The sequence below is a fragment of the Bacillus sp. JJ1122 genome, assembly GCF_036964885.1.
In the GTDB taxonomy this organism is placed as follows: Bacteria; Bacillota; Bacilli; order Bacillales; family Cytobacillaceae; genus Mesobacillus.
On the sequence record NZ_JBALQL010000025.1, the window covers coordinates 61207 to 86842 of the forward strand.

The window sequence follows — 25636 nt, forward strand, 5'->3', positions numbered from 1 at the left end:
AAAAATGAGCAGTCTGACGATTTTTTTATTTTTACATTAAGCTACATCAACATAACGTTTGACGTCCTCTTCGGTCTGTGGCTTTGTCATAAAGCTAACTGTTACCATTATGATAATATTGAAAATCAAGCCCAGAATTCCTGCGTGAATTTCAAAAGGTGTTGAGGTCGCCACAAGCTGGAAGTAATAGTTCACAAATGTTCCGACAACTAATCCAGAAACAACCCCTTTAGTGGTTGCTCGTCTCCAGAACAGAGCACTATAAACCCCTGGCGCGAATTGCACAATCGAACCATATGCACCTAAAAGTAACGCAATTAACCCTTGCCCGCCAAAAACGGTAATATAATAAGCCAATGCGCCGATTACAAAGACTCCAATCCGCATGATTAGTAACGTCTTTTGCTCGGAAAGGTTCTTCCATATTTGTTTGATTACCCCGTCCGTCACTTCCAATGACGCACTATGTGTGATTGCATCCGCTGTGGACATCGCTGCTGCCAGTGCACCTGCCCCAACAAGACCATATAACCATCCAGGCAAATTCATTACAGTGGTAATTAAGTAAGGCAACACTTGGTCAGCACTTTGAAGATCCCCAGCATCAACTACTCCTCTAGCTGCAAACCCAACTAATAACAGCGGTACTAAAAACAGAGCAAAAATCGGATAAGCGAGAACTGTCTTTTTAATTGTCCGAGAGTTGGAAGCATAAGATTTAGAGAACAAATGCGGCCACATCAGGAAACCGATAACAGACACTAAGATGGTAGTGGTGTATGCAACAGTCCCCATTGCTGAGCCTTCTTTGCCAATCTGAAGGAGCTCAGGCGTTTCACGTGCCATACTTGCAAACATTTCCGTCGTTCCGCCATGCAGCTGATAGACAATCGCCAAACCAACAACCCATGAAACGATGATCATTAGCAAACCTTGGAACACGTCTGACCAGGCAGCAGCCCGTAAGCCGCCAGTGGCTACATAAATAACAACGATACCGTATGACACAAGTGCTCCTAACCAGAAAGGGATTCTTCCCTCAGTCATGATATTAAATATAATAGCCATTCCAGACATCTGTGTAGCTAAGTATTGAATTGAAGCAAATATAGCAATTAAACCAACGATAACAGCGATGGCAGGGCTGTTAAATCTACCCTTCAAAAATCCCGCAAGAGTATACAAGCGGTGTTTCTTCCCTATTTTCCCAATTTTTGGTCCGATGATATACCATGGTAGAATCGCAAAGGCAGTATAGGTAATGATATACAATGCAGGAGCACCCTTTGAGTATGCCCAGCCTGGCGCACCCAGGAAAGAAAAGGCACTAAATACCGATCCGCCCATAAGGAACCACATGACGAATAAACTGATTTTCCCTTCTGCTACAGCAAATTCATCAAGAGAACTTCCATCTCTTCCTCGTCCAGCCATAACTCCAACAATAAGTGCAATGGCCAGGTACATAATCATCATTATGAGAGCGATTTGCCAGCTTGGCATTAGACATCCTCCTCCTCATCTTTTGCTGGATCAAAACGATATAGAACGACCAAAGCAATAAATGTAATGAAAATCCAAAGGATAACCCAGAAAAAAGAAAACGGTAAACCAAAGACGATCGGAGTCGCACGGTTCCCAATCTCAAACAATGGAAACACAAGCAACAAGAATGGAATCACACTACACAAAATATAAAGAGTATTAAATCTCGCCTTGCTCAACCTTCCTCATCTCCCTCTCATCTTTAACGCTCTAAAGCGCCGGGGGTCAGACCCCCAGCGCTTTAAAGGGGTAAAGTTATTTGTTTTTTTCTTCCATTTTCACTGTCGTTCGGTATAGCAGCTCGGTTCCTAATGAGATGTCGTCGATGGTGGAGTATTCTGCTGGGTTGTGGCTGATTCCGTCTTTGCAGCGGACAAAGATCATTCCGTAATCGCAAACATATGACATCGCCAGGGAATCGTGGAATGGGCCGCTCATCAGCTCCATAGTGTCTAATCCCATCTCCTTACTCTCACCACGCATGACGTCCATGATGTCCTTGGAGCAGTACCGCGGCTCGCTGTTTGTGTCTTCTGAGATTTTGCATGTTAATCCATGCTGGGCCGTGATCTCGTCCATTCTCGCCCTGAGCCGCTCTTCTAGCCGGTGCCTTCTATCAATATCGATATCTCGCAAATCCACAGTAAAGCTTACCTTTTCAGGAATGATGTTGCGAGAATCCGGGAAGACCTTCAAACTTCCTACAGTACCAACGGTCGGGGCATCTGGATCTTCACTTGCCAGTTCGTTGAGGGCAATAATGACTTTCGCAGCACCGACTAACGCATCCTGCCTCATCGGCATTGGTACGGAACCGGCATGTCCAGCAAATCCCTCCAATTCGACTGTCAGCCATAAAGGACCTGATATACCAGTGACGATGCCAACCGGCAAGTTGTTCTTTTCAAGCACTGGTCCCTGTTCAATGTGCATTTCGAGGAACGCCGCAATGCTTCCGTTAGGATATTGAGATTCGTGGAACTTATCAGGGTTACACCCAAACTCGATCAGTGCTTCTTTCCTGGTGACTCCATCCTTGTCGGCCCGTTCCAGCTCACCCTCTTCTAATTTTCCGAGGATTCCCCTGACACCAAACAGTCCTTTATTGAATCGGCAGCCCTCCTCATCGCAAAAAGCAACGACTTCGATCGGCACCTTAGGAACAATATTGTGTTCTTTCATCGTTTGCACGACTTCCAAAGCACCAAGTACGCCAATTGCACCATCAAACCGTCCTCCATATGGCTGCGAATCAATGTGGGATCCAAGCATCAAAATCGGTGCTTCTGGACTTTCTCCTTCGAACCGGCCAATCAAGTTACCGAAATCGTCGATTCTTGCAGTTAGTCCTGCTTCCTCCATCCATAACTTAACCTTTTCAACTCCCTGGCGGTCCTCCTTGGACAAGGCAAGACGGCATACCCCTGTATCACCAATTTTCCCAATCTCCGCTAATTCATTAATCCGTTGTTCCAGACGTTGTTTGTTTATTGTTAAGGTCTGCAGCGTCATCAAAATTCCTCCTTAATACCAAGCAATCTGTTTTCTAGCAATTTTTCATAAAGACAAATCTCTCTCTAAAACTCCCTAAATCATCGTCATTTGATGGGCCTTCGCTACTTCCTCATAAACAATTCTTCCACCTAAAACATTCAGCCCCTTATGTAAGGCCTCATTCTCGTCGAATGCCCGCTGATACCCTTTATCGGCAATCTGTAAAATATAAGGAACTGTCACATTCGTCAGCGCCATAGTTGAAGTCCGAGGCACTGCTCCTGGCATATTCCCAACCGCATAATGGACAACACCATGTTTCACATATGTCGGATTAGCGTGCGTAGTGACATGTGTGGCTGTTTCAAAAATCCCGCCTTGATCAATGGCCACGTCGACAATGACGGATCCTTCCTGCATCAGGCAGACCATTTCTTCTGTTACCAGTTTCGGAGCCTTTGCACCCGGTATAAGTACCGCGCCAATGACCAGGTCCGACTCCGCTACAGTATCTGCTATCGTATAAGGACTCGACATCAATGTCGTGATGTTATTGCCGAAAATATCATCAAGCTCACGCAGGCGATCCGGACTCACATCAAGGATGGACACTTGTGCCCCCAGACCAACTGCAACCTTTGCGGCGTTCGTGCCGACGACACCTCCGCCAATGATCGTAACCTTACCTCTGTTCACGCCTGGCACACCGCCAAGCAAGACCCCTTTGCCTCCACGGGATTTTTCAAGGAATGATGCCCCGATTTGGGTTGCCATCCTTCCAGCAACTTCACTCATCGGTGTCAGTAATGGTAACGTTCTGTTTGGCAGCTGCACTGTTTCATAAGCAATTGCCACGACATTTTTTTCCACCAAAGCTTCTGTCAAAGCGCGATCCGCTGCCAGATGTAAATACGTGAACAAAATCAGTCCATCATAAAAATATGGATACTCATCAGGTGTAGGCTCCTTCACCTTCACAACCATTTCGCTTTTCCATACTTCTGCGGCACTTTCAACAATCAACGCGCCAGCTTCCATGTAAAGCTCATCGATAAAACCTGAATTCAGTCCTGCTCCTTTTTCTACCAACACCTGGTGCTGATGCTGAACGAGCTGCATCACTCCCGCAGGTGTAAGCGCGACCCTGTTTTCGTTATTTTTAATCTCTTTGGGCACACCGATTTTCATTGTCCATCTACCTTTCTGGTACTATACTGGAATCTCCTTGGACATTTTGCAAAACACTCGTAATCCTATAAACTACCAAGGATTACGAGTGTCAAAGTTGGTTGTTAAAAATATTCTACTGAATCGCCTTCAACTCATCCGTCAGGGTTTGGATGATAAACTGAAGATCGTCCATTTCAATATTCAATGGCGGAGATAACGTCAGCACATTGTTATACCCAGCAACGGTTGCCCCATTTTTACCAATGATGAGGCCCTTTCCCTTACAGCCGCCAATTACTTTGTTTACAAGGTCCACTTCAAGAGGTTCTTTAGACTCCTTATTCTTGACCAGCTCGATTCCAACAAGCAGCCCTTTCCCGCGTACATCTCCTACAAACGGATGGTCAGCCAGTTGCGAAGCCAAACTTTGTTTCAAGTAATCTCCAAGCTCCCTCGACCGGTCAAACAGCTGCTCATTTTCCATGATTTCAAGATTCTTCAAAGCTAGCGCACAGGCAGCCGGATTTCCTCCAAAGGTATTCACATGCCGGAAATATTCGTATTCCTCTGAGCCTTTAAAAGCTTCATAGATTTCCTTGCGAACCGCAGTTGCCGACAACGGAAGATAAGCGCTCGTAATTCCCTTTGCCATCGTGATAATGTCTGGCTTAACACCATAATTCATGAAGCCAAAAGGTTTTCCAGTCCGGCCGAAACCGCAAATGACTTCATCGACAATCAGCAAGGCGCCATGCTTTTCACAAACCTCTTTTACACCCTTCATATATTCATCAGGCGGAACGAGAATCCCGCCGCCCGTAATGATCGGCTCCATGATCACACCAGCAATCGTCTCACTCAGCTCCCAGGTCATCACCCGGTCAATATCCTTTACTGATTCCAGCTCACTTGCCGGAGCGTCCACCCTATCCTTGCCGCGATACAGATCCGGCGGTGGCACATGCAGGAATCCTGGTGCCAGCGGCTCATACTTATACTTCCGCTGTGCCTGGCCAGTTGCCGCCAAAGAACCCATCGAATTTCCATGGTACGCTCGGTAGCGCGAGATGAATTTATATCGGCTGCCCTCCCCTTTTTGCTGGTGGTATTGCCTTACGAGCTTGAATGCTGTTTCATTCGCTTCAGAGCCGCTGTTGGAAAAGAAGATCACATACTCGTCACCAATCATTTCATTCAATTTTTCCGCTAGCTTAATCGCCGGAATATGGCTTTGGCTTAGCGGGAAATACGCCATTTGTTTTAGCTGTTCGTAGGCTGCCTCAGCAAGCTCCTCCCGCCCGTATCCAACATTCACACACCAAAGGCCGGCCATACCATCCAAATATCGTTTTCCGTTATGATCCGTCACCCACGAGCCTTCCGCTTTCTCAGCAATTAAGGTACTATCCGGACTGTACGGCTTCATCGAATGCCAGACATAATCCCGATCCTTCGTCAGAAAATCTTCACCTTGTTTAATCTTTGTCATTCCTGCCTTCCTCCTACTTTCAGGCTTTTATAAAAAAATCCCCGTTTAACCATTCGATTAATAATCAAACCTAGAAGTGATCATCTTTTTGCGCGTAAAGAAGTTCACCCCATCCTTGCCATTCACATGCAGGTCTCCGTAGAAAGAATCCTTCCATCCTGAGAATGGGAAGAAGGCCATTGTTGCCGGAACACCAACATTGACTCCCAGCATTCCTGCATCTGCTTCTTCTCTAAACTGTCTAATGGCTTTTGCATCCTTTGAATAAATGGTCGCACCATTTCCGTAACGGGATTTTCGAAGATATTCAAGTGCTTCATCCAAGTCCTCCGCTCTCAGCAAGCTTAATACCGGCGCAAAAATTTCATCCTTTGCGATCGTCATTTCTGGGGTTACATGGTCAAAAATTGTTGGTCCTAAGAAGGTGCCATCCTTGAATTCATCCATTTCATTCCGTCCATCAAGCAGCAGTGTCGCCCCTTCTTCCACTCCCTTTTCGATATAGCCCAGCACCTTTTCCCGGTGAGTGTCACGGATTACTGGAGTGAGGAGAACCTCGTCATCCAAACCATTTCCAATGACAAGCTCGTCTGCCTTCTGCTTTAACGCCTGGACGAACTGATCTCCGTCGCCAACTACGACAACGGCACTGCACGCCATACATCGCTGCCCGGCACTTCCATAGGCCGAACTGACAATATGAGTAACAGCCTTCTCCATGTCTGCATCCGGCATGACGATATGGTGATTTTTTGCACCGGATAATGCCTGGACTCGCTTCCCTTGTGCCGCTGCTCTTTCATATACATATTTCGCTACAGGCTGTGAGCCTACGAACGAGATTGCTTTTACATCCTCATGATCAAGCAAGCCATTCACGACATCATGTGCACCGTGAACAATATTCAATACACCCTTAGGAGCACCCGCTTCTGAAAACAGTTCAACCAATTCATTTGCTAAAAGCGGTGTCCGCTCAGATGGCTTTAACACGAAGGTGTTTCCACAAGCAATCGCAAGCGGGAACATCCACAAAGGCACCATCATCGGGAAGTTAAAAGGAGTTATCCCACCTACAACCCCAAGCGGATAGCGGAACATTTCAGAGTCGATGTCCTCCGCAATATTCGATAGGCTTTCACCCATCATCAAAGTTGGCGCACCAGCTGCAAACTCCACACACTCGATACCTCGCTGAACTTCCCCATGCGCTTCCTTGTAAGCCTTGCCATTTTCCTGAACGATCAGCTTTGCCAGTTTTTCATGATTCTCGCTCAATAAGTGGTGATATTTATATAAAATTCTCGCCCGTTTTGGCACCGGAGTGTTTTTCCATGTTTTGAACGCTTCATGAGCGGCACTTACTGCTAATTCCACATCTGTTTTTGAAGAAATCGGGACTTTGGCCAATACTTCACCTGTTGCCGGGTTCGGCACATCCAGAGTTTCAGTGCACTGTGCATCCACCCATTCACCATTAATAAAGTTCTTCAATACAGCCGTATCATTTTTGATTACTGTCATTACTACGAAGCCTCCTTTATCTTTTTTCTAAATTTTTAAAAAATTTACCTTATAGTAAAATTATCTTTGATTTTCAACTAGCTTTCATTAGACATTGTGTAAAATAACTGCCAAAGAATTTTTCACATAATGAAAAAAGTAAAACAGCTCTAAAATGAACCTTTCTTTTGTGTGTAATCGCGTTATTAGATTGATAGAACCCTCTGATGTTCCACTTAGGGTTTGGCTGTTTTCATATACTTCATTGCTTTTAATAATCTGATTTCCGCATCAGATGTCCGCTTTCCACTGAAGAGGAGGAAAAAGCCCTACTGTCGTCTTTTTCAATAAGCAAATTCTTCCTGGCTGGACGGTGAGCATTCTCGGTGTTTTAGCACCTTTGCGGTAAATATGATCCTTAGTTGCGGACCATTTGAACTCATTTTAAATTGTTTAAAATTGATCATTTTTACAATGCACAAATGCTTTCTTGGGATAACTTTTTTACGTTAATTAATGTATATATAGTATCTAAACTTCAACAGAGTGATAAAGGTCTCAGCGTAAATGAAATAGTTCACATACCGTTCATTTCGCTCCTTTAAATTTGTGATTTCAATCACAATGCCCACATCATCGACAGAATAAAATGATTATGAAAAAACGTTTTAGAATAAGGATATTAACTAGGAGGAAGGACAATGAGGTATAATAAAAAGCTTTTGAGGAACACATTTTTTTCTGCCGTGATACTTTTACTCCCAGCCTGCAGTACAACTACATCCTCAGAAAACACACAGCAAACAAGTGATCCAAAAGGAACCGTTTCAGCTGCTGCCCCTAACATATATGGTCCACACGAAAACGTAAATCAGCCACCGATCCCGTTAAAAATTGAACGAGTAAGCGAAAATGAAGTGAATGTAGAAATGACAGCACAAATCACGGATATTGAGATATCAAAAGGAAATATATATAAAGCCTGGACATTTAACGGCGAATCCCCTGGCCCTGTAGTGGTAGTTAATGAAGGTGATATCATCAATTTCAAATTAGTCAATATGGATCCTGCTATCCCCCATAGCATGGACTTTCATGCCGTACATGCAGCTCCATCTAAGGACTTTATTGATGTAATGCCCAATGAAAGCGGTTCCTTCACCTACCCTGCAAGTAAACCAGGAGTGTTCATGTATCATTGTGGTACCAAACCTGTTTTATCACACATTGCAAATGGAATGCATGGAACGATCATAGTGAAGCCGAATGATGGTTATCCGAACGACGGAGAAATCGATCGTGAATTTGTCATTATCCAAAATGAATGGTATAAGTATAACGATTTAGAGGATTTTACGAATGGAGTGCCCAGCAATGTTGTTTTTTCAGCTAAGGCGTTGAAAGAAGGACAACTAAACACAAATGGCGTGGTAGGCAGTTTAGTAGATACTCCTCTTTTAGCAAAAGTTGGTGACCGGATTCGTTTATATGTAAATAATGTCGGTCCAAATGAAGTCAGCAGTTTCCATGTTGTTGGGACGATTTTCGATGACGTCTATATCGATGGAAATCCGTTCAATCATATGAAAGGCCTGCAAACAGTCATGTTACCAGCCAGTGGAGGTGCTGTCGTCGAGTTTACTGTAACAAAAGAAGGCAACTATCCAATCGTCACTCACCAATTTAATCATGTGACCAAGGGCGCGGTTGGAATGATTAAAGTGACAAAGGATGGGAAGGATGACGGAAGTGCCATGACTGGGCACTGATGAAATCAGGTAGTCGTTACATTGAAACGATCAAAGCAGTTTCCTTATTTGGAAACTGCTTTACTTTATTTAATGAAATACATTGGCTGGGTTTACAATGGCATACGTCTTTATGTCTGTACTTTGGTAAAAGTGAAATTTGCTCTTTCCCACAGACCTGCTGGTACTCTTTGTGAAAACGATCGAATGATTGAAATTAAGAATTTAGTCAATCCCTCCCCAGGTTCACAGGAATTTTCATGTGAAAATGTTGAGACCTAGAGACGATCTTTCATTCCTTTACAACGTTTCCTGTTCAACCGCTCTAACCGGTTTCGAAGAAAGTAAATAATCATATGAATGCAGCATAAATTCAATCGCCAGCCGCTTTTCATGGTTCATAAAGTCGTTTCCAAGCAGCTTCTCAAGCTTCTCAATCCGGTGATAAAGAGTTTGCCGAACAACATACAGCTGCTTCGCTGTCTCCTGCTTCGACCCATTACAGGCCAAATACGTCTTCAAAGTCTCCATCAGTTTTCCATTGTACTTTTTGTCATAGTTAATCACCGGCTCCAGGTATTCGAGCACAATCTCATTCAAGTCCAAATGACGGTTCAAATGGGAAATGAGCCGGAAAATGTGTAAATCATCGTAAAAATAACTGCCCTCATGCTGGCTGCAGCGATTCTGTATGCGGATCGTTTCGATGGCTGTTTGATAACTGAGGTGGATATTCTTTAATTCATCTACATATTTGCCAACTCCAAGCACGGGCTTGGACTTTTGCTTGCCAACCTTGAGATCGTTTTGCAAGACCTTCTGGATTCCTTCCTTCATGCGCTGCTTCCAGGTTGCCGTGTTTCTTTTATTCAGAAAAATAAAGATCAAGGAATCTCTTTTTTCAATCGAAAACAGTGTAAACCCTTGCTGTTCAAATACCGTCCTGAAGTAAAGCTTGAAATAGGTTAAATCGACATTTGAGTACTGCTCATATGGGTCAAGCTTACACAGGCAGACAAACGCCCCCTTCGGCTTAATTGCCGGTGAATGATAAGCTAGATATTCGTGAATGGACTCCTCTCCATACTCGCCCTCCAGCCAGCTCATCAGCCATTCCGTTTCCTCGGCCCGCCGCTTTTCCTCAACATAATGCTTCCTGAGTAAAAACTGAGCGAGAGCAGTTGCCGTCCGGTCCAAAATCAGCTGGTCAAAATCAGTTAAAGCTCGATCCCTGGACAGGATAATCAGCTCTGCATGATTATCACCAAGCAGCTGAATAGGAATACTTGCCAGCAGCGGGGATGGTGATCCCATGGCATGACTTTCGATAACGTTCAAAATTTCTCCTTGTTCTTTTTCGGTAACTTTAGGTGTGAATTGTATTTCATGATTGCTAAATATGGTGATAACCTGAATTCTTAAGTATTGTTGGATAAAAGTGAGGATTTCATTATGATCTTCAATCGTTAAAAGTTTCTTATTCAGTGCTTGTGAATAGCCTTCTAAGTCTGAAATCATTTGATATTGGTGATTGATTAGGAGAGTATGGATATCCTGTGTGATTTCTACGAATGGAACCTCTTGCTTAAAGAGAATGATCGGGAAATTGTGTTCATTGGCAAGGGTGATAATTTCAGATGGCAGCAAGTTCGTATATGTACCAATTTCAATGCAAAGCCCTGCCGCATTCGAATCGATCAATTGCTCGACAACGGAAAGGAATAAGTCCTTGTCCTCCTTCCAGGCAAGGCCAGTCGACAAAATCAGTTCATTCCCATTGAGCAAATTCCTGATTTTTGTCACATCGACAACATGGACCCACTTCACCATCCGGTTAAGCCCAACATGTCCAGCAACAACTTCAATGTTTTCAAAGTGCTTTCTTTGTAAAAGATCATTTACAGTGAGGTAAGAATTCAAAGCAAAATCTCCTTTTATTAGTAGTTTTCTATTAATATAGCGAAACTATGCTGAGGAATATGTCGTTTTCTGTATCTTTAAAATATTTAATAAAATGTCTCGCTTATAAAAAATATGACAGAAAAAAAAGACCATCAAATTTCGATGATCTACCCTTATACCCTTTTGAATTAAAATAACCTGCCATCCTAAATCTTTAAGTAAAGCTCATCACAACCCAATTTATAAAATTGCATGTGTAGAGATACAAAATGGTTTCATTCCGACAGACAAATAGTGCCCTAAAAATTTATAGAAACGATTTTTGTAAAATCGCTAAATTTTTTTCTAGAAATAAAGCATTTTTATCAATTCCTCGACGTTTACACCAGCCAATACTATTGAAGGCATCTGTAAATTGATAAAAAGGCAATACTATGTCCAGATCAATTAATGGCCTGATACTGTTATAGCCTTCTTGATAGGCTTTATACAAGGAAGGATCGAAGCGCAAAAAATCTCGATACAGTTTGGTAAAATCGATTTCAGTTGAACCAAACCGTACGCTTTCAAAATCGATCATGCCTGAAACTTCATTACCATCTACAATGAGATTTCCTGGACGAAAATCCATATGTACAAAGCTGGGTCCATCAGGTGGAGGAAGGAGTTGTTTCATTTCTTCAAATTTTCCAATGGCTTGTATGTATAATTGTTCGTCCAAAACTTCCTTTACATCTTCTGCAAAACTATAAAATTGCTGTTCAATAAAAGTAGACCAATTCATAAATTCATTTTGTATGCCGGTTAACTCTTGGTCAGCACGAGGTTGAATCGAATGCATCTTTGCATGAAGGACCCCAACTTGAAACGCTACTGTTGATGAAGCCTCATTTGTTAACGGTTTTCCTTTTAATTCAGACAAAAAAAAAGCGCCAGGGCACTCCTCATCACCAGACCAAAAATCCAATAATTCTGGAGTGGAAACACTTCCTTTTAAAATTTCATAGGCTTCTAACTCCCGCTGCCACTTCAATTTCGTATAAGGGATTTTCAAAAACACATTTTCACCATTATTCAAAGTACATTTATAGACTGTTGAACTATGGGAATCTTCAACATTATGAATGGATTGTACCTGCAATCCAAATTGTTGTATGACACGGTTTAACATTAAACTTAACCTCCTTATACTGCTCTCCCTTGGACACTTATTGACTTGCGAAGAACTTTCCCTAATTGACAATATCCAAATAACAAGCTTTCTTCTAATAAATTTCATTTTAACACTTCTCACATTTAATGTTATTAGATTTATTTAATTCGAAGGAAACCTGCTCATTTAGTAACGCTTTTAATGTGTTGCCCTTAAATACAATACGGTTTACACAATCGTGAACATCACAATAAGAAAAAGCCGCATTGTCTGCGACTTGATTTCAATAAGCATTAGGCTGCTGATTAATTGTCTCATTTAAAACCTGGAGTTTTTCCTTGGACCTATAATTAGTTTGATAGCAGTTCTATTTTCATTATTAATTAACACATCGGTAAACGCAGGAACAAAGACCAGGTTAACACCACTTGGAGCCACGAAGCCTCGTGCAATCGCTATGGCCTTAATCGCTTGATTTAAAGCTCCAGCTCCAATCACCTGAATTTCTGTACTCCCTCTCTCCCTTAATGCGCCGGCAATTGCACCTGCAACAGAATTAGGATTCGAATTTGATGAAACTTTTAATAAATGATCCATATGAATTTTTCCCCCTGCTATTTAGTCGCTTGAGACGATCACTATAAAGGATATAAGTACGGTATCTTTCATCATATTCGAATTATTGCCATTCAGAACAAATGAATATAAATATTCTCTTTTCATGAATAGACCTTCTTTGGCTTTTTCCTGCAAACTTTATCCTTAAGGATTTTTTTATGAAATGAGAGGAGGTCACTTGAAATAGGATAAAAAAAGAAACTAAGTATTAATTTCACACATAAAACATACAGAATACACATTTGGGAACAATACAAATCAGTGTTATTTAGACACTGAATTAAGTGGTGAGCAGTAAGACAAAACACGTGTTATTCAGAGGAGATTCAGAAATATGGTGTTTCTAATATATTTGATTATGAACGTGACTGTCTTTCTTATTTTCATCAAAAAACAGAAAACTCTTCACATTCTTGAGATCATTGCATATTGGATGCTTGCTTCATACATAGCTCAAAACTTTTCAGCCATTTGTTATATGAACTTTAAAACCCTTTACATACCTGAAAAATTACCATTTGAATTCTCACATTTTATGAGTCGAACGGTTCTCTATCCTCTGATTCATGTCTTATTTCTCGATTATTATCTGAAAACGAATACTTGGGTTAAAAAAATCATTTTGATGTTTGTATTTGTGGCAATCTTAACGAGCATAGAATGGTTCAATCATTTTTTAGGTGTTTTGATTCACGTGAATTGGCGGTTTTGGTGGTCCCCCGCCATATGGTTGGCGGGAATGATATTGTTGATTGGGTTCATGAAGATATTTCGAATCATTTTATATCGAGGAGGTTTCAGTAAATGAATGTGACATATGATTGGAATGAATGGTTCTTCGTCATTTCCACATTTATTGTTTTATTGCTGTTTTTTCCGATTCGAACATACTTTTCACCTGTCATTGTCACTCTTATATGGATTTACAATATCGCAATGGTTTCTACGATTGACTATTTCTTAATCGCTACTCCATTTAACATGTATTATTTTGGTGACAATCCGACTTATGAGCTGTCTGGCGCATTGTTTCATTTATTTATGTATCCCTGTGCTTCTTTAATCTTCCTGTATATTTACGACAAGTTCGAACTTTACGGCAAAAAAACAGCTTGGTATATACTCTGCTGGACAGGCTTTGCCTTATTTTACGAATGGATTTGTGTAAAGAATAATGCGTTAATTTATACCGGGTGGAAGTTACAATATTCCATTCCAGTTTATCCGGCTGCTGCCATTGCATTAATTTTGTTTTTTCACTTTGTAAAAAGGAAGTCATTGGAGGTTTCCTATCAATAGACAATAAAACAGCCAACCAACCTGTAGCAAGGTTGATCAGCTGTTGGGTGAAACATGGGGACGGTTCTTCTGTTTCAGTTTATTACAAATTTTTACTTAAATTGAAACAAGAGAACCGTCCCCGTGGTCCGTTTTATTGGACGGGGGTAAATCGAAGAATCTCCCTCATCATTCCTTCAAATTGGTCTGGGTCAAAAAAATCCTCGCTCTGCCAATTGCTGAAAATCCATTCAATCAGCTCAGCGGAAGAGTTGAACACTTCTCCGCTGGAATCGGCTTTCTTGATCATGTATCGTCCATTATCATCATCAATCGTCACTTCACAAGGAAAAACATTGTCTCTACACTTCAAAAAATATTCCATTGTCCAACCCTCCCCTAATTTTTAAGCACCAGCTTTTTGCTGCTTCAATAAAAGCACTGAAAAATACTTTCGCGCATCCGGCGTGAGAATTTGCAGTGTTTCATACTCACCCTCGGAATTTTCGAATTCCACGAACGCACCGCTTAAATTCTCTACAACATTCTTAATTCGATAACCTTTCTGTACCATGAAATCGAGACGGTCTCTCTCCTGTAAAAACTCCTGATACTCAGACAAAAATTACACTCTCCTTCCAAAATTATGTGTTGATTGGATTAGTCGCTTCCGGAACAACGACCGAATCCAATCCCTCTTCTACAATCCAGTCACGCCCGACCGTGATGCCCAGATATTTTTCATCACTTGGGTCTTCAATTTCTGCCTGCTTGTATTTCACGAACCACCAGTGTTTTGCCAAAACGTAATAAATGATGGCACCAACGACAAAGCCTACGATAAAGGAATAAGAAGGGAAATAGTATGCAGCAAGGCCTCCGATCACCCATGCAATCAACCCTGCCATGTTAAAACCGTTCATTCCCCTGAATTGTCCATACTCTTCATACAGCTCCTGGACATTCACGCGTCTTTTACGCAATACGTAATAATCTGTGAACAAAATTCCCACGATTGCTGATAAAATTCCGCCAATGACTAGCAAGGCTGGAATGATAATGCCAAACAAACTCCACGGCTGGACAAGAATGCCGACAACACCGGCCATCACTACTCCAACCCAGAATGGCACCTTAGGACCGCCGACATTCGAAAAAATAGTAGCTGCCGGAATGACGTTCGCCGATGTATTCGTTGACCATTGTGCCAGTACAATCATCAGTAAAAGAATTCCTAAGATGAATCCACTCGCAGCCTGCTGAAGTCCAACAATCGGGTCGTAATTTAAAACTGCCACGTATGAAACAGCACCAATAATCACCATGAATGTATTCACGATCGGCATTGTGATCAAACTGCCTGCAATTTGCGCTTTGTTGCGCTTGAACCAGTTCCGCTCGTTTTTAGGAGCTTTGAAGTATCGAGACAACGACGGCATATCCGCTGCAAGCGTCGCCCAAAAGCCCATGTTCGCCATAACAACAACCATGAATGCTGTAAATGCGGCTCCGCCAGTAACCGGACTTTCCACCCATACCCAAATATCTCTTCCCTGTGCCATTGCTTGATCAGAAAGGGAAACGTACATCCAGCAGGAAATAATAATGATGATTGGGGCAGCCAGGTCCGCAAACCTTTCAACCGCTTTGATTCCCAGTGCTGTATTTACAAGCTGTACGACCGCAAATAAAACGAAACAGATAAACCAGTTATCATAACCATATAGTAAATTTAAAATACCATTAATAGCTGTTGCTCCAAAATAAGTGTTAATCCCAAACCAGCAAGAAGCTGCAACCCCACGGACTAACGATGGTATATGCGTTCCCATCGTGCCGAACGGGGCCCTCATATAAACAGGAAAAGAAAGTCCATGTTCAACCCCGATATCGCCAATGATTGTCATGAAAATCCCGATCGCTACCGATCCAATGATTGTAGCGACAATCACCCATCCCAGCGGCAACGTTTGTATCCCGGCTCCGCCAATAGCAAAAGCAGCAAGAACGATGGCCATCCCAATCCAGATCACCGAAAAACCAAACGGACTAATCTTCCTTTCATCATGCGAAATCGGAAGCAAATCAGGCGACTTTAAGTAATTTCCTTTTTTACTCATTCAGACACCCCCAAAGTAAAATATACATAATTTTCTGAATTTAAAAGACAAAAATGATTCACAAGCAACTATTTTATGACTTCTTGTTTCCACCTCCTTTTAAAATCAAATCCAAAGAAAATAACAGGTTCTTATCAGTACACAACCAGCAGCAAGGGGGACTCCCCTCGCTGTGGTCGATGGAATGATTCATTTTTTCAGGATGGCTGCCTCGAATTCTTTAAAACTATTGCAGGGTGTCTGGCAGAATAATTTTTTAAAATCACTTTCTCTGACTGACAGATTAGATTCTTAACAGACATTCCACTGTCTGGCAGATCAGATTATTAAATTTAATTCTTTTTCACTGTCCGGCAGGTTAGATCATCACACACATTTCACCATCTGGCAGATTAGAAAGTAAGTGACTCCTTCGTATTTCTAGTCTTGCTTTCACCGTATTTTGCACGCTTCAGGAACTGTCCGCCCCCCGGCTTTCCAACGAAGGTTTTATCGCGGACGACAAACTCCCCACGAGATAACACAGATACCGGCTCACCTGTCACTTTCATACCTTCAAATGCACTATAATCGACTGCCAAATGGTGTGTCTCCGCAGAAATCGTTCTCTCTACAGTCGGATCAAAAATCACAATATCAGCATCTGCTCCCACAGCAATTGTACCTTTTTTAGGATACAAGCCAAACAGCTTTGCCGCTCTTGTTGACGTTACATCAACAAATTGGTTAAGCGAAATTCTTCCCTTCAGCACTCCCTCAGAGAACATGATCGAAACGCGGTCCTCGACGATAGGTCCTCCGTTTGGAATCTTGGAAAAATCCCCTCTGCCAAGTTCTTTCTGCCCTTTAAAATCAAACGAGCATTGGTCAGAGCCTACTGTTTGCAGCTGGCCAGTCTTCAGCGCGTTCCATAACACATCCTGGTTCCACTTTTCGCGCAGAGGCGGTGACCAGACATATTTAGCACCTTCAAAATCAGGCTTCTCAAGATAGGATTGATCGAGCACCAAATACTGCGGGCACGTTTCTCCCCAAACCTCGATCCCCTTATTTCTCGCTTCGGCAATCTTTCTGGCAGCATCCGCACAAGACACGTGAACAACATAAAGTTGTGAGTTCGCAAGCCCTGTAAACGTTGCGGCACGCTCAGTTGCTTCTCCTTCTATCTCCGCAGGTCTAGTTAACGCATGGTAAATCGGATCCGTGTTACCCTGTGCCAGTGCCTGCTTCGTGAGGTATTCAATAACATCGCCATTTTCGGCATGAACCATGACAAGCGCACCAAGGTCCTTAGCTGCCAACAACGTTTTAAACAAGGTTTCATCGTCAGCCTGCAAGACATTTTTATAAGCCATGAACACCTTGAATGAGGTGATTCCCTCTTCATCGATGACCGAAGGAAGCTGGTTCAGTACATCATCATTGATTTCTCCAATCATCAAGTGGAAGCCATAATCAATCACCGACTTCTCCTTCGACTTTGCGTGCCATACATCAATCGCATCCTGTAACGGAACACCCTTATTCGTTAAGCAAAAATCAATAACCGTCGTCGTACCGCCAAATGCAGCGGCAATCGTCCCCGATTCGAAATCATCCTTTGTAACCGTCCCGCCAAATGGCATATCAAAATGAGTATGAGGGTCGACACCGCCTGGGAATACGTAGCAACCCTTCGCATCGACAACCTCCGCTCCCTGAGTTGAAAGGTTCTCGCCAATTAAGCTGATCACACCATTTTCAATCAACACGTCCGCCACGTACGTATCCGTTGCTGTCACGATTGTTCCGTTTTTTATTACCTTTTTCATGTGTTCTCCTCCTTTTTAAAAAGCTGCTTCCCTTTTTAGATCAGGTTCCTAATTCTGGTCATAGAAACTAGTTTCTATGACCTTTTTACTATGCCAGCCACAACAATCCTACCTTACTTCACGACCGGATCCACCCCGCAAGCCAGCACACCAAGCGCTGCCTGGCGCTCGTTCCAGGTCATTGGCGGCAGCTCGCTCTTCAGCTCGACCATGTCGATTGCGCCATCAACCGGGCAGACAATTGAGCATAGATTACAGCCGACGCAATCTTCCTCTCGTACCTTCAGATAGCTGTTTCCGCTCGCATCCTTCAGCATATCGATACACTGGTGCGAGGTGTCCTCACAGGCAATGTGGCACTTATTACAATTAATGCATGTATCATTATTTATACGGGCGACAATTTTATAATTAAGATCAAGGTCACCCCAGTCTGAGTATTTATGAACAGATTTTCCGACAAGATCCATCACCGAAGCAATCCCTTTTTCATCAAGGTAATGATTTAAGCCCTCGATCATGTCCTCGACAATTCGGAAGCCGTGGTGCATTGCTGCTGTACAAACTTGGACACCCGTTGCGCCCATCAGCATGAACTCAACCGCATTTTGCCAATTAGAGATCCCGCCAATGCCTGAAATCGGAACATTAATCCGTGGATTACGCGCACACTCACCAACCATGTGAAGCGCAATCGGCTTTACAGCAGGACCACAATAACCGCCGTGCGCTCCCTTTCCGCCAACATGCGGCACCGTATCCCAAGTATGAATATCAACAGCTGCCAGGCTGTTAATGGTGTTGATCATACTGATCGCATCTGCTCCGCCTTCGACAGCAGCTTCAGCCGTCACCGTAATATCCGTGATATTCGGCGTCAGTTTGACGATAACCGGAGTCTTGGCCACTTCCTTCACCCAATATGTCTGTTTTTGGACGAGTTCTGGCACCTGGCCGGAAGCCGCTCCCATGCCGCGCTCCGCCATCCCGTGCGGACACCCAAAGTTCAGCTCAAGGCCATCGACGCCCACGTCCTCAACCCGCTTCACAATCTCATGCCATTTTTCCTGCTTAGGCTCGACCATCAGGGAAGCGATGATTGCGTGATTCGGAAACTTCTTCTTCGTTTCATAGATTTCTTTTAAATTGACCTCGAGCGGTCGGTCAGTGATTAATTCGATATTATTGAAGCCTGCCACTTTTTGGCCGTTAAAACTAACCGCCGCAAAACGTGAGGAAACATTCAGGATTGGATCCCCAAGCGTCTTCCAAACCGCCCCGCCCCAGCCAGCTTCAAAGGCACGCTGGACCTGGTAGCCCGAGTTGGTTGGAGGAGCAGAAGCTAACCAGAACGGGTTCGGTGACTTGATTCCTGCCAAATTGATACGTAAATCTGCCATACTCTTACCTCCCTTTGTTTGTTAGGCTGTTTCTGGAACTGGTTGAGACAGCAGCTGATGGATTGCGTAGGCCGTATCTTTACCCTGCTGGGCTGCTGAAACGACCATGGCTTCTCCCTGTCCTTTGCCAAAAATAACATCTCCACACGCGAAGACTTTTTTATTCGATGTCTGATACGTATCCGGGTCGATTTTAACTACTCCGCCGCCATGCTCCAAACCAAATTGTTCTAGGAGGTCGACATATCTCGATTGGCCAATCGCCTTAATGACGGCATCGACTTCTAAAATAAACTCCGACCCTTCCAAAGGAACAGGACGACGTCGTCCATCTTCTCCCGGCTCGGCGAGCACCATCTTCACACATTTAATGCCCTTGACCTTGCCATTCTCATCCCCAATAATTCTTACAGGAGCAGTCAGCCAGCGGAATTCAACACCATCCTGCTTGGCAAATTCATATTCAAAATCATAAGCAGTCATTTCATCTACCGTCCGGCGATAAAGAATCTTGACGTTTTCTGCACCAAGCCGAACAGAGCAGGTTGCACCATCAATTGCCGTATTTCCAGCACCAATGACAACGACTTTTTTACCTAAAAATTGATTGTCGATCGGCTTAGTCTTTGTCGCCTTAACGAAATCAATCGCATCGTACACTCCATCCAAATCTTCTCCATCAATGCCAAGGTCCGGAACCTTTGACATCCCTACAGCTAAAATAACGATGTCATGCTGTCCCATGATTTCCTCGACAGAAACATCAACACCAACTCTTGTATTCGTCCTGATTTTCACATCGAGGCTTTCAACCTGTTTTACTTCCCAATAGGAAATGTTTTGAGGCAAACGGAACGATACGATTCCATAAGTATTCAATCCGCCAGCCCTCTCTTCAGATTCAAAAATGGTTACATCATAACCTAACAGCGCAAGCTCCCTGGCAGCTGATAAACCAGCAGGTCCTCCGCCAATAATCGCAACCGTTTTACCATTTTTTTCACCAGCCTGGAACAATAACTGATCATTCTTAATCGCCCAGTCAGTGGCATATCGCTGCAAATTTCCAATCATGATCGGCTTCGTCGAATGATTGAGTACACATGCACCTTCACATAGCTCCTCAGTCGGGCAGACACGTGAACAGCTTGCACCAATCGGGTTGTACGTCATAATTGTTTTTGCTGACCCCTTCAGGTTTCCAGAAGCAATCTTTTTGATAAAAGTTGGGATATCAATTCCCGTTGGACAAGCCTGAATGCATGGAGCGTCATAACAATACAAACATCGATTCGATTCCTCAACCGCTTCCTGATTCGTCAAGCCTGGATGCACTTCCTGAAAATTCACCTGCAAGTCCTCATACGAAATTTTCGTCGTCAATGAAACAACCCCCTTTTTAGAAAATCGACAGAAAGAGGGCTTTACGTCCTTCTTCTGTAAAGTCCCTCTGCAGTCATGATTGTTATGGTAAAAGTGCCGTCATTTCCTCGTACGTTTCCGGCCTGCGGTCGCGATAGAACTGCCAGGTATCACGGACTTCCCTAATCAATTTCTTATTCATTTCACCGATGATCACTTCATCCTTGTCTCGGCTGCCCATCGCGACAAAGTTACCTCTTGGGTCAACCAGATACGATTGGCCATAAAATTCACCCATATTCCATGGACCTTCCATGCCAACCCGGTTGATCGCGCCGACATAATAGCCATTCGCCACTGCGTGTGCTGGCTGCTCCAGTTTCCACAGGTATTCAGACAAACCGGCGACTGTGGCAGACGGATTCAGAACGACTTCCGCACCTTTCAAGCCTAGTAATCTAGCACCCTCAGGGAAATGGCGGTCATAGCAAATGTAAACCCCTACCTTGGCAAAAGCCGTGTCAAATACCGGATAGCCTAAATTGCCCGGCTTGAAATAGTATTTTTCCCAGAAGCCGCAGCCCTGGTCGCCTACACCAACATGCGGGATATGCTGCTTCCGATATTTTCCTAGATACGATCCATCCGCATCAATTACGGCAGCAGTATTATAGTAGGTGGCAATCCCTTCTCTTTCATAAATAGGTAAAACGATGACCACGCCCAGTTCCTTGGCAAGATCCTGAAAAAGCTTTGTCGTCGGGCCGTTCGGAATTTCTTCTGCCGCGTCATACCATTTCGAGTTCTGTTCGGAGCAGAAATATGGACCATAGAAAATCTCCTGTAGGCAGATAATTTGCGCCCCTTTATCCTTCGCTTCCCTTACAAGCTTGATATGCTTCTCGATTGCCTTCTGCTTATGAACCTCAACCGGCTCATTGCCATCAACATCATTAGAAGCCTGGATAAGACCAATTTTCACTGTATCCGACATGTTCAATTCCCCCTCTTTTATTAAAAATTAAAGTATATGTCGTAATTTGTAAGCGCTTACAAGATTCCTGTTTAAACGACATTTTTCTCAGGTGATTAAACCGTATGTACTCTATTATTCCCCTTTCAGATGTTTTCTGAATAATTAGAAACTTATATCCATTTTACATTTTCCCAAATACCATTGCACTATACAAAATGTTAAAAAATGTACAGCATGTACTGTTCACTATGTAAATGGGAAGCACAGGGACGTGGAAGCATGGGGACGTTTCTTGTGCTTCTCATCAATAGGAGAAACAAAAAGGATGCACCTTTTTCCTTTTATCGAATTTTTTTAGAAACACACAATGTTTGATGTTCTTACTAAAACAGAAGCATAAGATTCGTCCCTATGCTTATATTCAAATTACTCGGAACTTTTTTACGTTTTGTCCGTATTAGGATTATGGGGGTGTTTAAAATTAATAAAAATCGTTTCATAAATGGTGTGTTTAACATTTCACGCATATCAATTTCACTGCTTTTATTAGGAATTATTTTATTTATGGGTGGCTGCTCTTCATCCGTAAAATCTACACCACAAGATAAAAACATCACAGCGATAAAAACTGTCTTGGAGCATCAATTCACAGGACCAAATGAAGAATTCATTGAGGGATTGGATAATATACCAAAACTTGAACAATATTATGAAAAACGTTATAAGTCTTATTTTACGGAAGATATGTATAACCGTTTTATTGTAGCACATGCTTATGATTATCTCCTGATGGCACACAATAACGGTAAGCAAATAAAGGTCGATACAGTCAGTGTTAAAAGTATTGAATCCACAGAAGGCACATACACTTACAAAGTGGTAGTCCTATACGGTAAAGAAGGAAGTAATCAAGAGTCGGCTGAAGTATCAGGCAGAGCTAAATTCAGCAAAGATGGCAAAATCGCAAGTATTAAATACTTAGATGATGGAGGATTATCAGAAGAATTGAGAAATTAAAGAAGCAAAGGGACGTATCCTTTGCTTCTTTTGATGTCATTGTTCAGCACTTTAAAACGTTAAGAAATCCTCTTAATAAACAGAAGCATAAGGTACGTCCCCATTAAAGATCTCATCTAGCTGTTGGGAAAACTCTTTGAACCATGTTCTTAAAATCATCGTACAAACCACGTATTGGTTGGCCATTTTGAATCTGATTAGAATAATCCCTCATGTTGCCAACGAAATCAGGGTTACTTGAAACATAAACATTGTCGATACTTTTATCTGTGGATTTTACCACATCAGAAATTTTATCTTCAATATCTTTACTAATATTATTTGTTTGGGTATCGTTTAAAACAACTCCTACATAAGCAGTGCTATCTGTAATAATTACATGTGCCCTTTTTACTTCATTTAAGTCTTCAATTTTGTTTTTAACTTCGTCGTGAACTCTCATTTGTGTATTATTATTGTCATTTAGATTATCATTATTGTCATTTAGGTTATCATTAAGAATTCTTGCGCCTCTGTTGTTATAATTTTGGACCTTTGCATTATCATTATCATTATCCCTGACATCTTCTCTAGCACCATTGTTCATGTTACACCCAGTGATTAAAGCGATGGTGAATAAGGCAAGTGATAATCGTTTAATAAACTTCATGTTTGTTTCCTCCTTAGGTTAAATTCAAGTATAGAATTGCCAAATCATCTGTTTTTATGTACACAAACAAAAAAATTCACTTCATCCTACTGTTGAGTAATAAGAAGAATAAAACAAAAAAGTGCATTCCTCCTTTCAGGGATGGAATGCACCATTCACTATTTTAAACAATCCGTGTATTGGTCTCATATTTAGTTACATGCCCCCTTCCAGATTCTGAAATCTTTTGGTAGTAGTAACCTGTTGGGACACAATTGCATACAATGAACCATAACAAAAATATGTCCAATTTCAAGCCACCTTTTCCCAGGGTGGTTTTTACTTTTTATGCTTGGTATTTCTTATTATCAATCTTAACGATTTCATGGTTTGATTCCCTCGCAATTCTTTTTGTTTCATCCACTAGCTGAAGAATATGCTTGCTACATTGTTGAGCACCCTTTATTAGGAGCGGGACTCCTATAACATCAATTCCTAACTCCCTTGAGAAAAACCCTCCTAGTGTCATAGCAAGCGGAACAGCAGGAGAAGTATTGGAGAGTATAATTTTTTCTCCAGTTTGATTACGGCTTATTAATAATTCGCAAAAATGGTGAAGAGCTTTAATGGCCAACTTTGAAGATCGTCTGCCCAGAGTGTATACTGGATTGCCTTCCTCATCTTCACCATGCAAAATAAATCTTCCTGCATCTTCTTTATTTAACTTATTGAAGTAGGGCAGTGCCAATATCTCATCTTTACCAGGAATTTTGTTTGGATCATGTATAATCTTAAGATGGTAGGCAGCTGCTAAAGATGTGGTATGTGTTCCACCAAAGTCATGATAGATGAAAATCAAATTTCCCACTCCTGTCAAATTTTTACTATAGGCCTTTATTTGATTTTTAATTTATTTATATTAAATTTAATTTATTTTAAGTTCTTATCGTGCCTTCCATACATCTGCATCGATAGCAGAAGAGGATATCAACAATGGGTCTTAATCGATTATTGTAAATGCTTTGGTACGGGGATTTTATGTTCATTATTCTTTACTTCTTCGAAAATGCCCTCTTGACTTTCGACTTGGTACTTTTTGTTTATCAAGTTTAATATTTCGTTTATATGAGTAAGTTGTGAATTACTTGGGATTAAATTAACAATGGTTTGTTTAAAATCTTCAAATTCCTTTTTCGTAACCGGTTGAGCATCGTTTCGCAACTCAAAACCTAATTGGCCATTTGGTTCAAGGGTTGCCCATTTTACGTCACTAATTTAGATACACTATTTTGTCTTAGTTTCGTTTCCAGTTGATCCACCGTTAATCTAAGTTTCTTCAGGTTTTTTTGATTCAAATTCCAGTTATCAATTACAACAAGTGCTTTGCCTGTAAGAATTTTTTCAAAACTATCCGATTTCATTTGTAAAAATTCAATGACTAAAAGTGTTCCTACAAGAACATTAGCAACCAAAAAGGTTATCCAAATATTTTTTCCCACTACAGGTTGAATAAGTAAAGTCCCAATTGCAATCTTTAAAACAGTTTCAGCCAATGTCATTTGTGAAATTGTTTTCCGGCCAGCCATTTTTAAAAGTACTGTTCCCTCAAGGATAATCAGAATCGCCTTCCAAATATGATCCCATACCATGTTAAAAATAACCACCATTCGTTTAAACAGAGTTACATGTATCTTCTCCAAATCCCACACTAATATCCAAATCTTCCAACAAGCAAAAAAGTAGAAAAAGCACTAAAGATTCTACTTAACGATATGTACCATTTTCCAGGATGCTTCTATATTTCCTTTCTGTGTAAAATTCCCATTCATAATAATAGAATTTATATCAAGGGTTGAAAGCTGGAAATTCACCGAAAGACGATAATAAGAAAAAGGAAGCATTAGATACGTCCCCGAATATTACTCATAACTTTGTACAAAATATCTATGTTCAAAAGGAGGTGTCTAAATGCCTAATCAAAATGATAATAAGTTCAGGAAAATTCAATCTGAGAGTTTTAAGCAAGGCAAATCACAGGAAGAATATGCGGCAGAACTTGAAGCGAATAAAATGAAGGCTCAAAAAAGGAAGTAACTACACCAAGTGAAGTTTGTATTGGCAGGAAACTGGTTCCTGCCTTATTCATGTTTAATTAAATGGACTTATAACTTTAGGAAAAAGTTATTTCTCATTAAGAAAATAGCTTTCCATTAACAATACGAACTCTTTGTTCTTATTCAGAGCAGTCGGTTAAGGTGTGAAAGCTGGTAATCCCCTAAAAATTCTATCATGGAAAAAGGAAGCAGTAGAAACGTCCCCATGCTTCTATCCTTATATTCCCATATACTTACTTCTGTATGCATGTTAGGCTTAAGACCGATACCAAATTCAGGTAGCACAATCAAAATTTGTATGGAGGTGT

General features: G+C 41.8%; 23 protein-coding genes and 1 pseudogene. 5 read left to right on the top strand and 19 right to left on the bottom strand.

Annotation, left to right across the window (positions count from 1 at the left end; genetic code table 11):
• Positions 1 to 36 precede the first annotated feature (36 nt).
• The 6 genes from V7201_RS15120 to V7201_RS15145 all read right to left on the bottom strand — a co-directional run bounded on the left by V7201_RS15120 (position 37) and on the right by V7201_RS15145 (position 7222).
• Positions 37 to 1503 carry a sodium:solute symporter family protein gene (locus tag V7201_RS15120; protein ID WP_335377577.1) on the bottom strand — a complete coding sequence of 489 codons (1467 nt, stop codon included), beginning with the start codon at positions 1501 to 1503 and terminating at the stop codon, positions 37 to 39.
• Positions 1503 to 1724 carry a DUF3311 domain-containing protein gene (locus tag V7201_RS15125; RefSeq protein WP_335377578.1) on the bottom strand — a complete coding sequence of 74 codons (222 nt, stop codon included), beginning with the start codon at positions 1722 to 1724 and terminating at the stop codon, positions 1503 to 1505. The genes V7201_RS15120 and V7201_RS15125 overlap by 1 nt, the downstream gene beginning before the upstream one ends.
• Before the next feature lie 76 nt (positions 1725 to 1800).
• Complete coding sequence (locus V7201_RS15130) at positions 1801 to 3057, bottom strand: M20 family metallo-hydrolase (RefSeq protein ID WP_335377579.1); 1257 nt, start codon at positions 3055 to 3057, stop codon at positions 1801 to 1803.
• 75 nt (positions 3058 to 3132) lie between these two features.
• Entirely contained in the window at positions 3133 to 4227 is a 1095-nt protein-coding gene (gene ald / locus V7201_RS15135) for an alanine dehydrogenase (protein WP_335377580.1), read from the bottom strand.
• Positions 4228 to 4342: 115 nt separating this feature from the next.
• The gene (locus V7201_RS15140; RefSeq protein ID WP_335377581.1) at positions 4343 to 5698 is read right to left on the bottom strand and encodes an aspartate aminotransferase family protein; all 1356 of its coding nucleotides are present in this window, start codon (positions 5696 to 5698) and stop codon (positions 4343 to 4345) included.
• A 57-nt stretch (positions 5699 to 5755) separates the two neighbouring features.
• Positions 5756 to 7222 (bottom strand): CoA-acylating methylmalonate-semialdehyde dehydrogenase, encoded by a 1467-nt coding sequence (locus tag V7201_RS15145; protein ID WP_335377582.1) that lies wholly within the window; start codon positions 7220 to 7222, stop codon positions 5756 to 5758.
• A gap of 680 nt (positions 7223 to 7902) precedes the next feature.
• On the opposite strand from V7201_RS15145, the gene V7201_RS15150 reads away from it, so the two are divergent.
• Entirely contained in the window at positions 7903 to 8970 is a 1068-nt protein-coding gene (locus tag V7201_RS15150; protein WP_335377583.1) for a multicopper oxidase domain-containing protein, read from the top strand.
• A 279-nt stretch (positions 8971 to 9249) separates the two neighbouring features.
• Here the strand turns inward: V7201_RS15150 and V7201_RS15155 are convergent, their stop codons facing one another.
• From V7201_RS15155 to V7201_RS15165, 3 genes are all read right to left on the bottom strand, one after another.
• Positions 9250 to 10869, bottom strand: coding sequence for a PucR family transcriptional regulator (locus V7201_RS15155; protein WP_335377584.1), 1620 nt, complete (start codon positions 10867 to 10869; stop codon positions 9250 to 9252).
• 289 nt (positions 10870 to 11158) lie between these two features.
• Positions 11159 to 12022 (bottom strand): aminoglycoside phosphotransferase family protein, encoded by an 864-nt coding sequence (locus tag V7201_RS15160; RefSeq protein WP_335377585.1) that lies wholly within the window; start codon positions 12020 to 12022, stop codon positions 11159 to 11161.
• A 300-nt stretch (positions 12023 to 12322) separates the two neighbouring features.
• Positions 12323 to 12601 (bottom strand): stage V sporulation protein S, encoded by a 279-nt coding sequence (locus tag V7201_RS15165; RefSeq protein WP_335377586.1) that lies wholly within the window; start codon positions 12599 to 12601, stop codon positions 12323 to 12325.
• Between the two features lie 556 nt (positions 12602 to 13157).
• On the opposite strand from V7201_RS15165, the gene V7201_RS23240 reads away from it, so the two are divergent.
• Positions 13158 to 13430, top strand: coding sequence for a CBO0543 family protein (locus V7201_RS23240; RefSeq protein ID WP_438825060.1), 273 nt, complete (start codon positions 13158 to 13160; stop codon positions 13428 to 13430).
• Positions 13427 to 13921 carry a hypothetical protein gene (locus V7201_RS15170; RefSeq protein ID WP_335377587.1) on the top strand — a complete coding sequence of 165 codons (495 nt, stop codon included), beginning with the start codon at positions 13427 to 13429 and terminating at the stop codon, positions 13919 to 13921. Before V7201_RS23240 ends, V7201_RS15170 begins: the two co-directional genes overlap by 4 nt.
• A gap of 133 nt (positions 13922 to 14054) precedes the next feature.
• On the opposite strand, the gene V7201_RS15175 is transcribed toward V7201_RS15170, so the two are convergent.
• From V7201_RS15175 to V7201_RS15205, 7 genes are all read right to left on the bottom strand, one after another.
• Positions 14055 to 14285 carry a hypothetical protein gene (locus V7201_RS15175; protein ID WP_335377588.1) on the bottom strand — a complete coding sequence of 77 codons (231 nt, stop codon included), beginning with the start codon at positions 14283 to 14285 and terminating at the stop codon, positions 14055 to 14057.
• A gap of 21 nt (positions 14286 to 14306) precedes the next feature.
• A complete protein-coding gene (locus tag V7201_RS15180; RefSeq protein WP_335377589.1) occupies positions 14307 to 14522 on the bottom strand; it encodes a hypothetical protein in 216 nt (71 codons plus the stop codon).
• A gap of 22 nt (positions 14523 to 14544) precedes the next feature.
• Positions 14545 to 16020 carry an NCS1 family transporter gene (locus V7201_RS15185; protein ID WP_335377590.1) on the bottom strand — a complete coding sequence of 492 codons (1476 nt, stop codon included), beginning with the start codon at positions 16018 to 16020 and terminating at the stop codon, positions 14545 to 14547.
• A 392-nt stretch (positions 16021 to 16412) separates the two neighbouring features.
• Complete coding sequence (gene hydA, locus V7201_RS15190; RefSeq protein ID WP_335377591.1) at positions 16413 to 17831, bottom strand: dihydropyrimidinase; 1419 nt, start codon at positions 17829 to 17831, stop codon at positions 16413 to 16415.
• Positions 17832 to 17944: 113 nt separating this feature from the next.
• Positions 17945 to 19231 carry an NAD-dependent dihydropyrimidine dehydrogenase subunit PreA gene (gene preA / locus V7201_RS15195; RefSeq protein ID WP_335377592.1) on the bottom strand — a complete coding sequence of 429 codons (1287 nt, stop codon included), beginning with the start codon at positions 19229 to 19231 and terminating at the stop codon, positions 17945 to 17947.
• A gap of 21 nt (positions 19232 to 19252) precedes the next feature.
• A complete protein-coding gene (locus V7201_RS15200; RefSeq protein ID WP_335377593.1) occupies positions 19253 to 20614 on the bottom strand; it encodes an NAD(P)-dependent oxidoreductase in 1362 nt (453 codons plus the stop codon).
• Between the two features lie 82 nt (positions 20615 to 20696).
• Positions 20697 to 21587, bottom strand: a complete 891-nt coding sequence (locus V7201_RS15205) for a nitrilase-related carbon-nitrogen hydrolase (RefSeq protein WP_335377594.1) — start codon at positions 21585 to 21587, stop codon at positions 20697 to 20699.
• A gap of 453 nt (positions 21588 to 22040) precedes the next feature.
• On the opposite strand from V7201_RS15205, the gene V7201_RS15210 reads away from it, so the two are divergent.
• A complete protein-coding gene (locus V7201_RS15210) occupies positions 22041 to 22586 on the top strand; it encodes a hypothetical protein (RefSeq protein WP_335377595.1) in 546 nt (181 codons plus the stop codon).
• 112 nt (positions 22587 to 22698) lie between these two features.
• Here V7201_RS15210 and V7201_RS15215 read toward each other — a convergent pair whose 3' ends face one another.
• The 3 genes and pseudogenes from V7201_RS15215 to V7201_RS23245 all read right to left on the bottom strand — a co-directional run bounded on the left by V7201_RS15215 (position 22699) and on the right by V7201_RS23245 (position 24881).
• Positions 22699 to 23235 (bottom strand): YhcN/YlaJ family sporulation lipoprotein, encoded by a 537-nt coding sequence (locus V7201_RS15215; protein WP_335377596.1) that lies wholly within the window; start codon positions 23233 to 23235, stop codon positions 22699 to 22701.
• 325 nt (positions 23236 to 23560) lie between these two features.
• Positions 23561 to 24073 carry a DUF3189 family protein gene (locus tag V7201_RS15220; protein WP_335377597.1) on the bottom strand — a complete coding sequence of 171 codons (513 nt, stop codon included), beginning with the start codon at positions 24071 to 24073 and terminating at the stop codon, positions 23561 to 23563.
• A gap of 149 nt (positions 24074 to 24222) precedes the next feature.
• Positions 24223 to 24881 (bottom strand): annotated as a pseudogene (locus V7201_RS23245) (DUF421 domain-containing protein).
• A 301-nt stretch (positions 24882 to 25182) separates the two neighbouring features.
• Here V7201_RS23245 and V7201_RS15235 point away from each other — a divergent pair.
• Complete coding sequence (locus V7201_RS15235) at positions 25183 to 25308, top strand: hypothetical protein (protein ID WP_335377600.1); 126 nt, start codon at positions 25183 to 25185, stop codon at positions 25306 to 25308.
• The last annotated feature ends 328 nt before the right edge of the window (positions 25309 to 25636 follow it).

Bases quoted from the DNA above. Each gene is read 5' to 3' on its own strand.
- V7201_RS15140 (WP_335377581.1), bottom strand. From the start codon at position 5,698: ATGACAAAGATTAAACAAGGTGAAGATTTTCTGACGAAGGATCGGGAT.
- preA (WP_335377592.1), bottom strand. From the start codon at position 19,231: ATGGCAGATTTACGTATCAATTTGGCAGGAATCAAGTCACCGAACCCG.
- V7201_RS15215 (WP_335377596.1), bottom strand. From the start codon at position 23,235: ATGAAGTTTATTAAACGATTATCACTTGCCTTATTCACCATCGCTTTA.
- V7201_RS15170 (WP_335377587.1), top strand. From the start codon at position 13,427: ATGAATGTGACATATGATTGGAATGAATGGTTCTTCGTCATTTCCACA.
- V7201_RS15160 (WP_335377585.1), bottom strand. From the start codon at position 12,022: ATGTTAAACCGTGTCATACAACAATTTGGATTGCAGGTACAATCCATT.
- V7201_RS15120 (WP_335377577.1), bottom strand. From the start codon at position 1,503: ATGCCAAGCTGGCAAATCGCTCTCATAATGATGATTATGTACCTGGCC.
- V7201_RS15185 (WP_335377590.1), bottom strand. From the start codon at position 16,020: ATGAGTAAAAAAGGAAATTACTTAAAGTCGCCTGATTTGCTTCCGATT.
- V7201_RS15165 (WP_335377586.1), bottom strand. From the start codon at position 12,601: ATGGATCATTTATTAAAAGTTTCATCAAATTCGAATCCTAATTCTGTT.
- V7201_RS15235 (WP_335377600.1), top strand. From the start codon at position 25,183: ATGCCTAATCAAAATGATAATAAGTTCAGGAAAATTCAATCTGAGAGT.
- V7201_RS15175 (WP_335377588.1), bottom strand. From the start codon at position 14,285: ATGGAATATTTTTTGAAGTGTAGAGACAATGTTTTTCCTTGTGAAGTG.
- V7201_RS23240 (WP_438825060.1), top strand. From the start codon at position 13,158: ATGAGTCGAACGGTTCTCTATCCTCTGATTCATGTCTTATTTCTCGAT.
- V7201_RS15145 (WP_335377582.1), bottom strand. From the start codon at position 7,222: ATGACAGTAATCAAAAATGATACGGCTGTATTGAAGAACTTTATTAAT.
- V7201_RS15150 (WP_335377583.1), top strand. From the start codon at position 7,903: ATGAGGTATAATAAAAAGCTTTTGAGGAACACATTTTTTTCTGCCGTG.
- ald (WP_335377580.1), bottom strand. From the start codon at position 4,227: ATGAAAATCGGTGTGCCCAAAGAGATTAAAAATAACGAAAACAGGGTC.
- V7201_RS15130 (WP_335377579.1), bottom strand. From the start codon at position 3,057: ATGACGCTGCAGACCTTAACAATAAACAAACAACGTCTGGAACAACGG.
- hydA (WP_335377591.1), bottom strand. From the start codon at position 17,831: ATGAAAAAGGTAATAAAAAACGGAACAATCGTGACAGCAACGGATACG.
- V7201_RS15205 (WP_335377594.1), bottom strand. From the start codon at position 21,587: ATGTCGGATACAGTGAAAATTGGTCTTATCCAGGCTTCTAATGATGTT.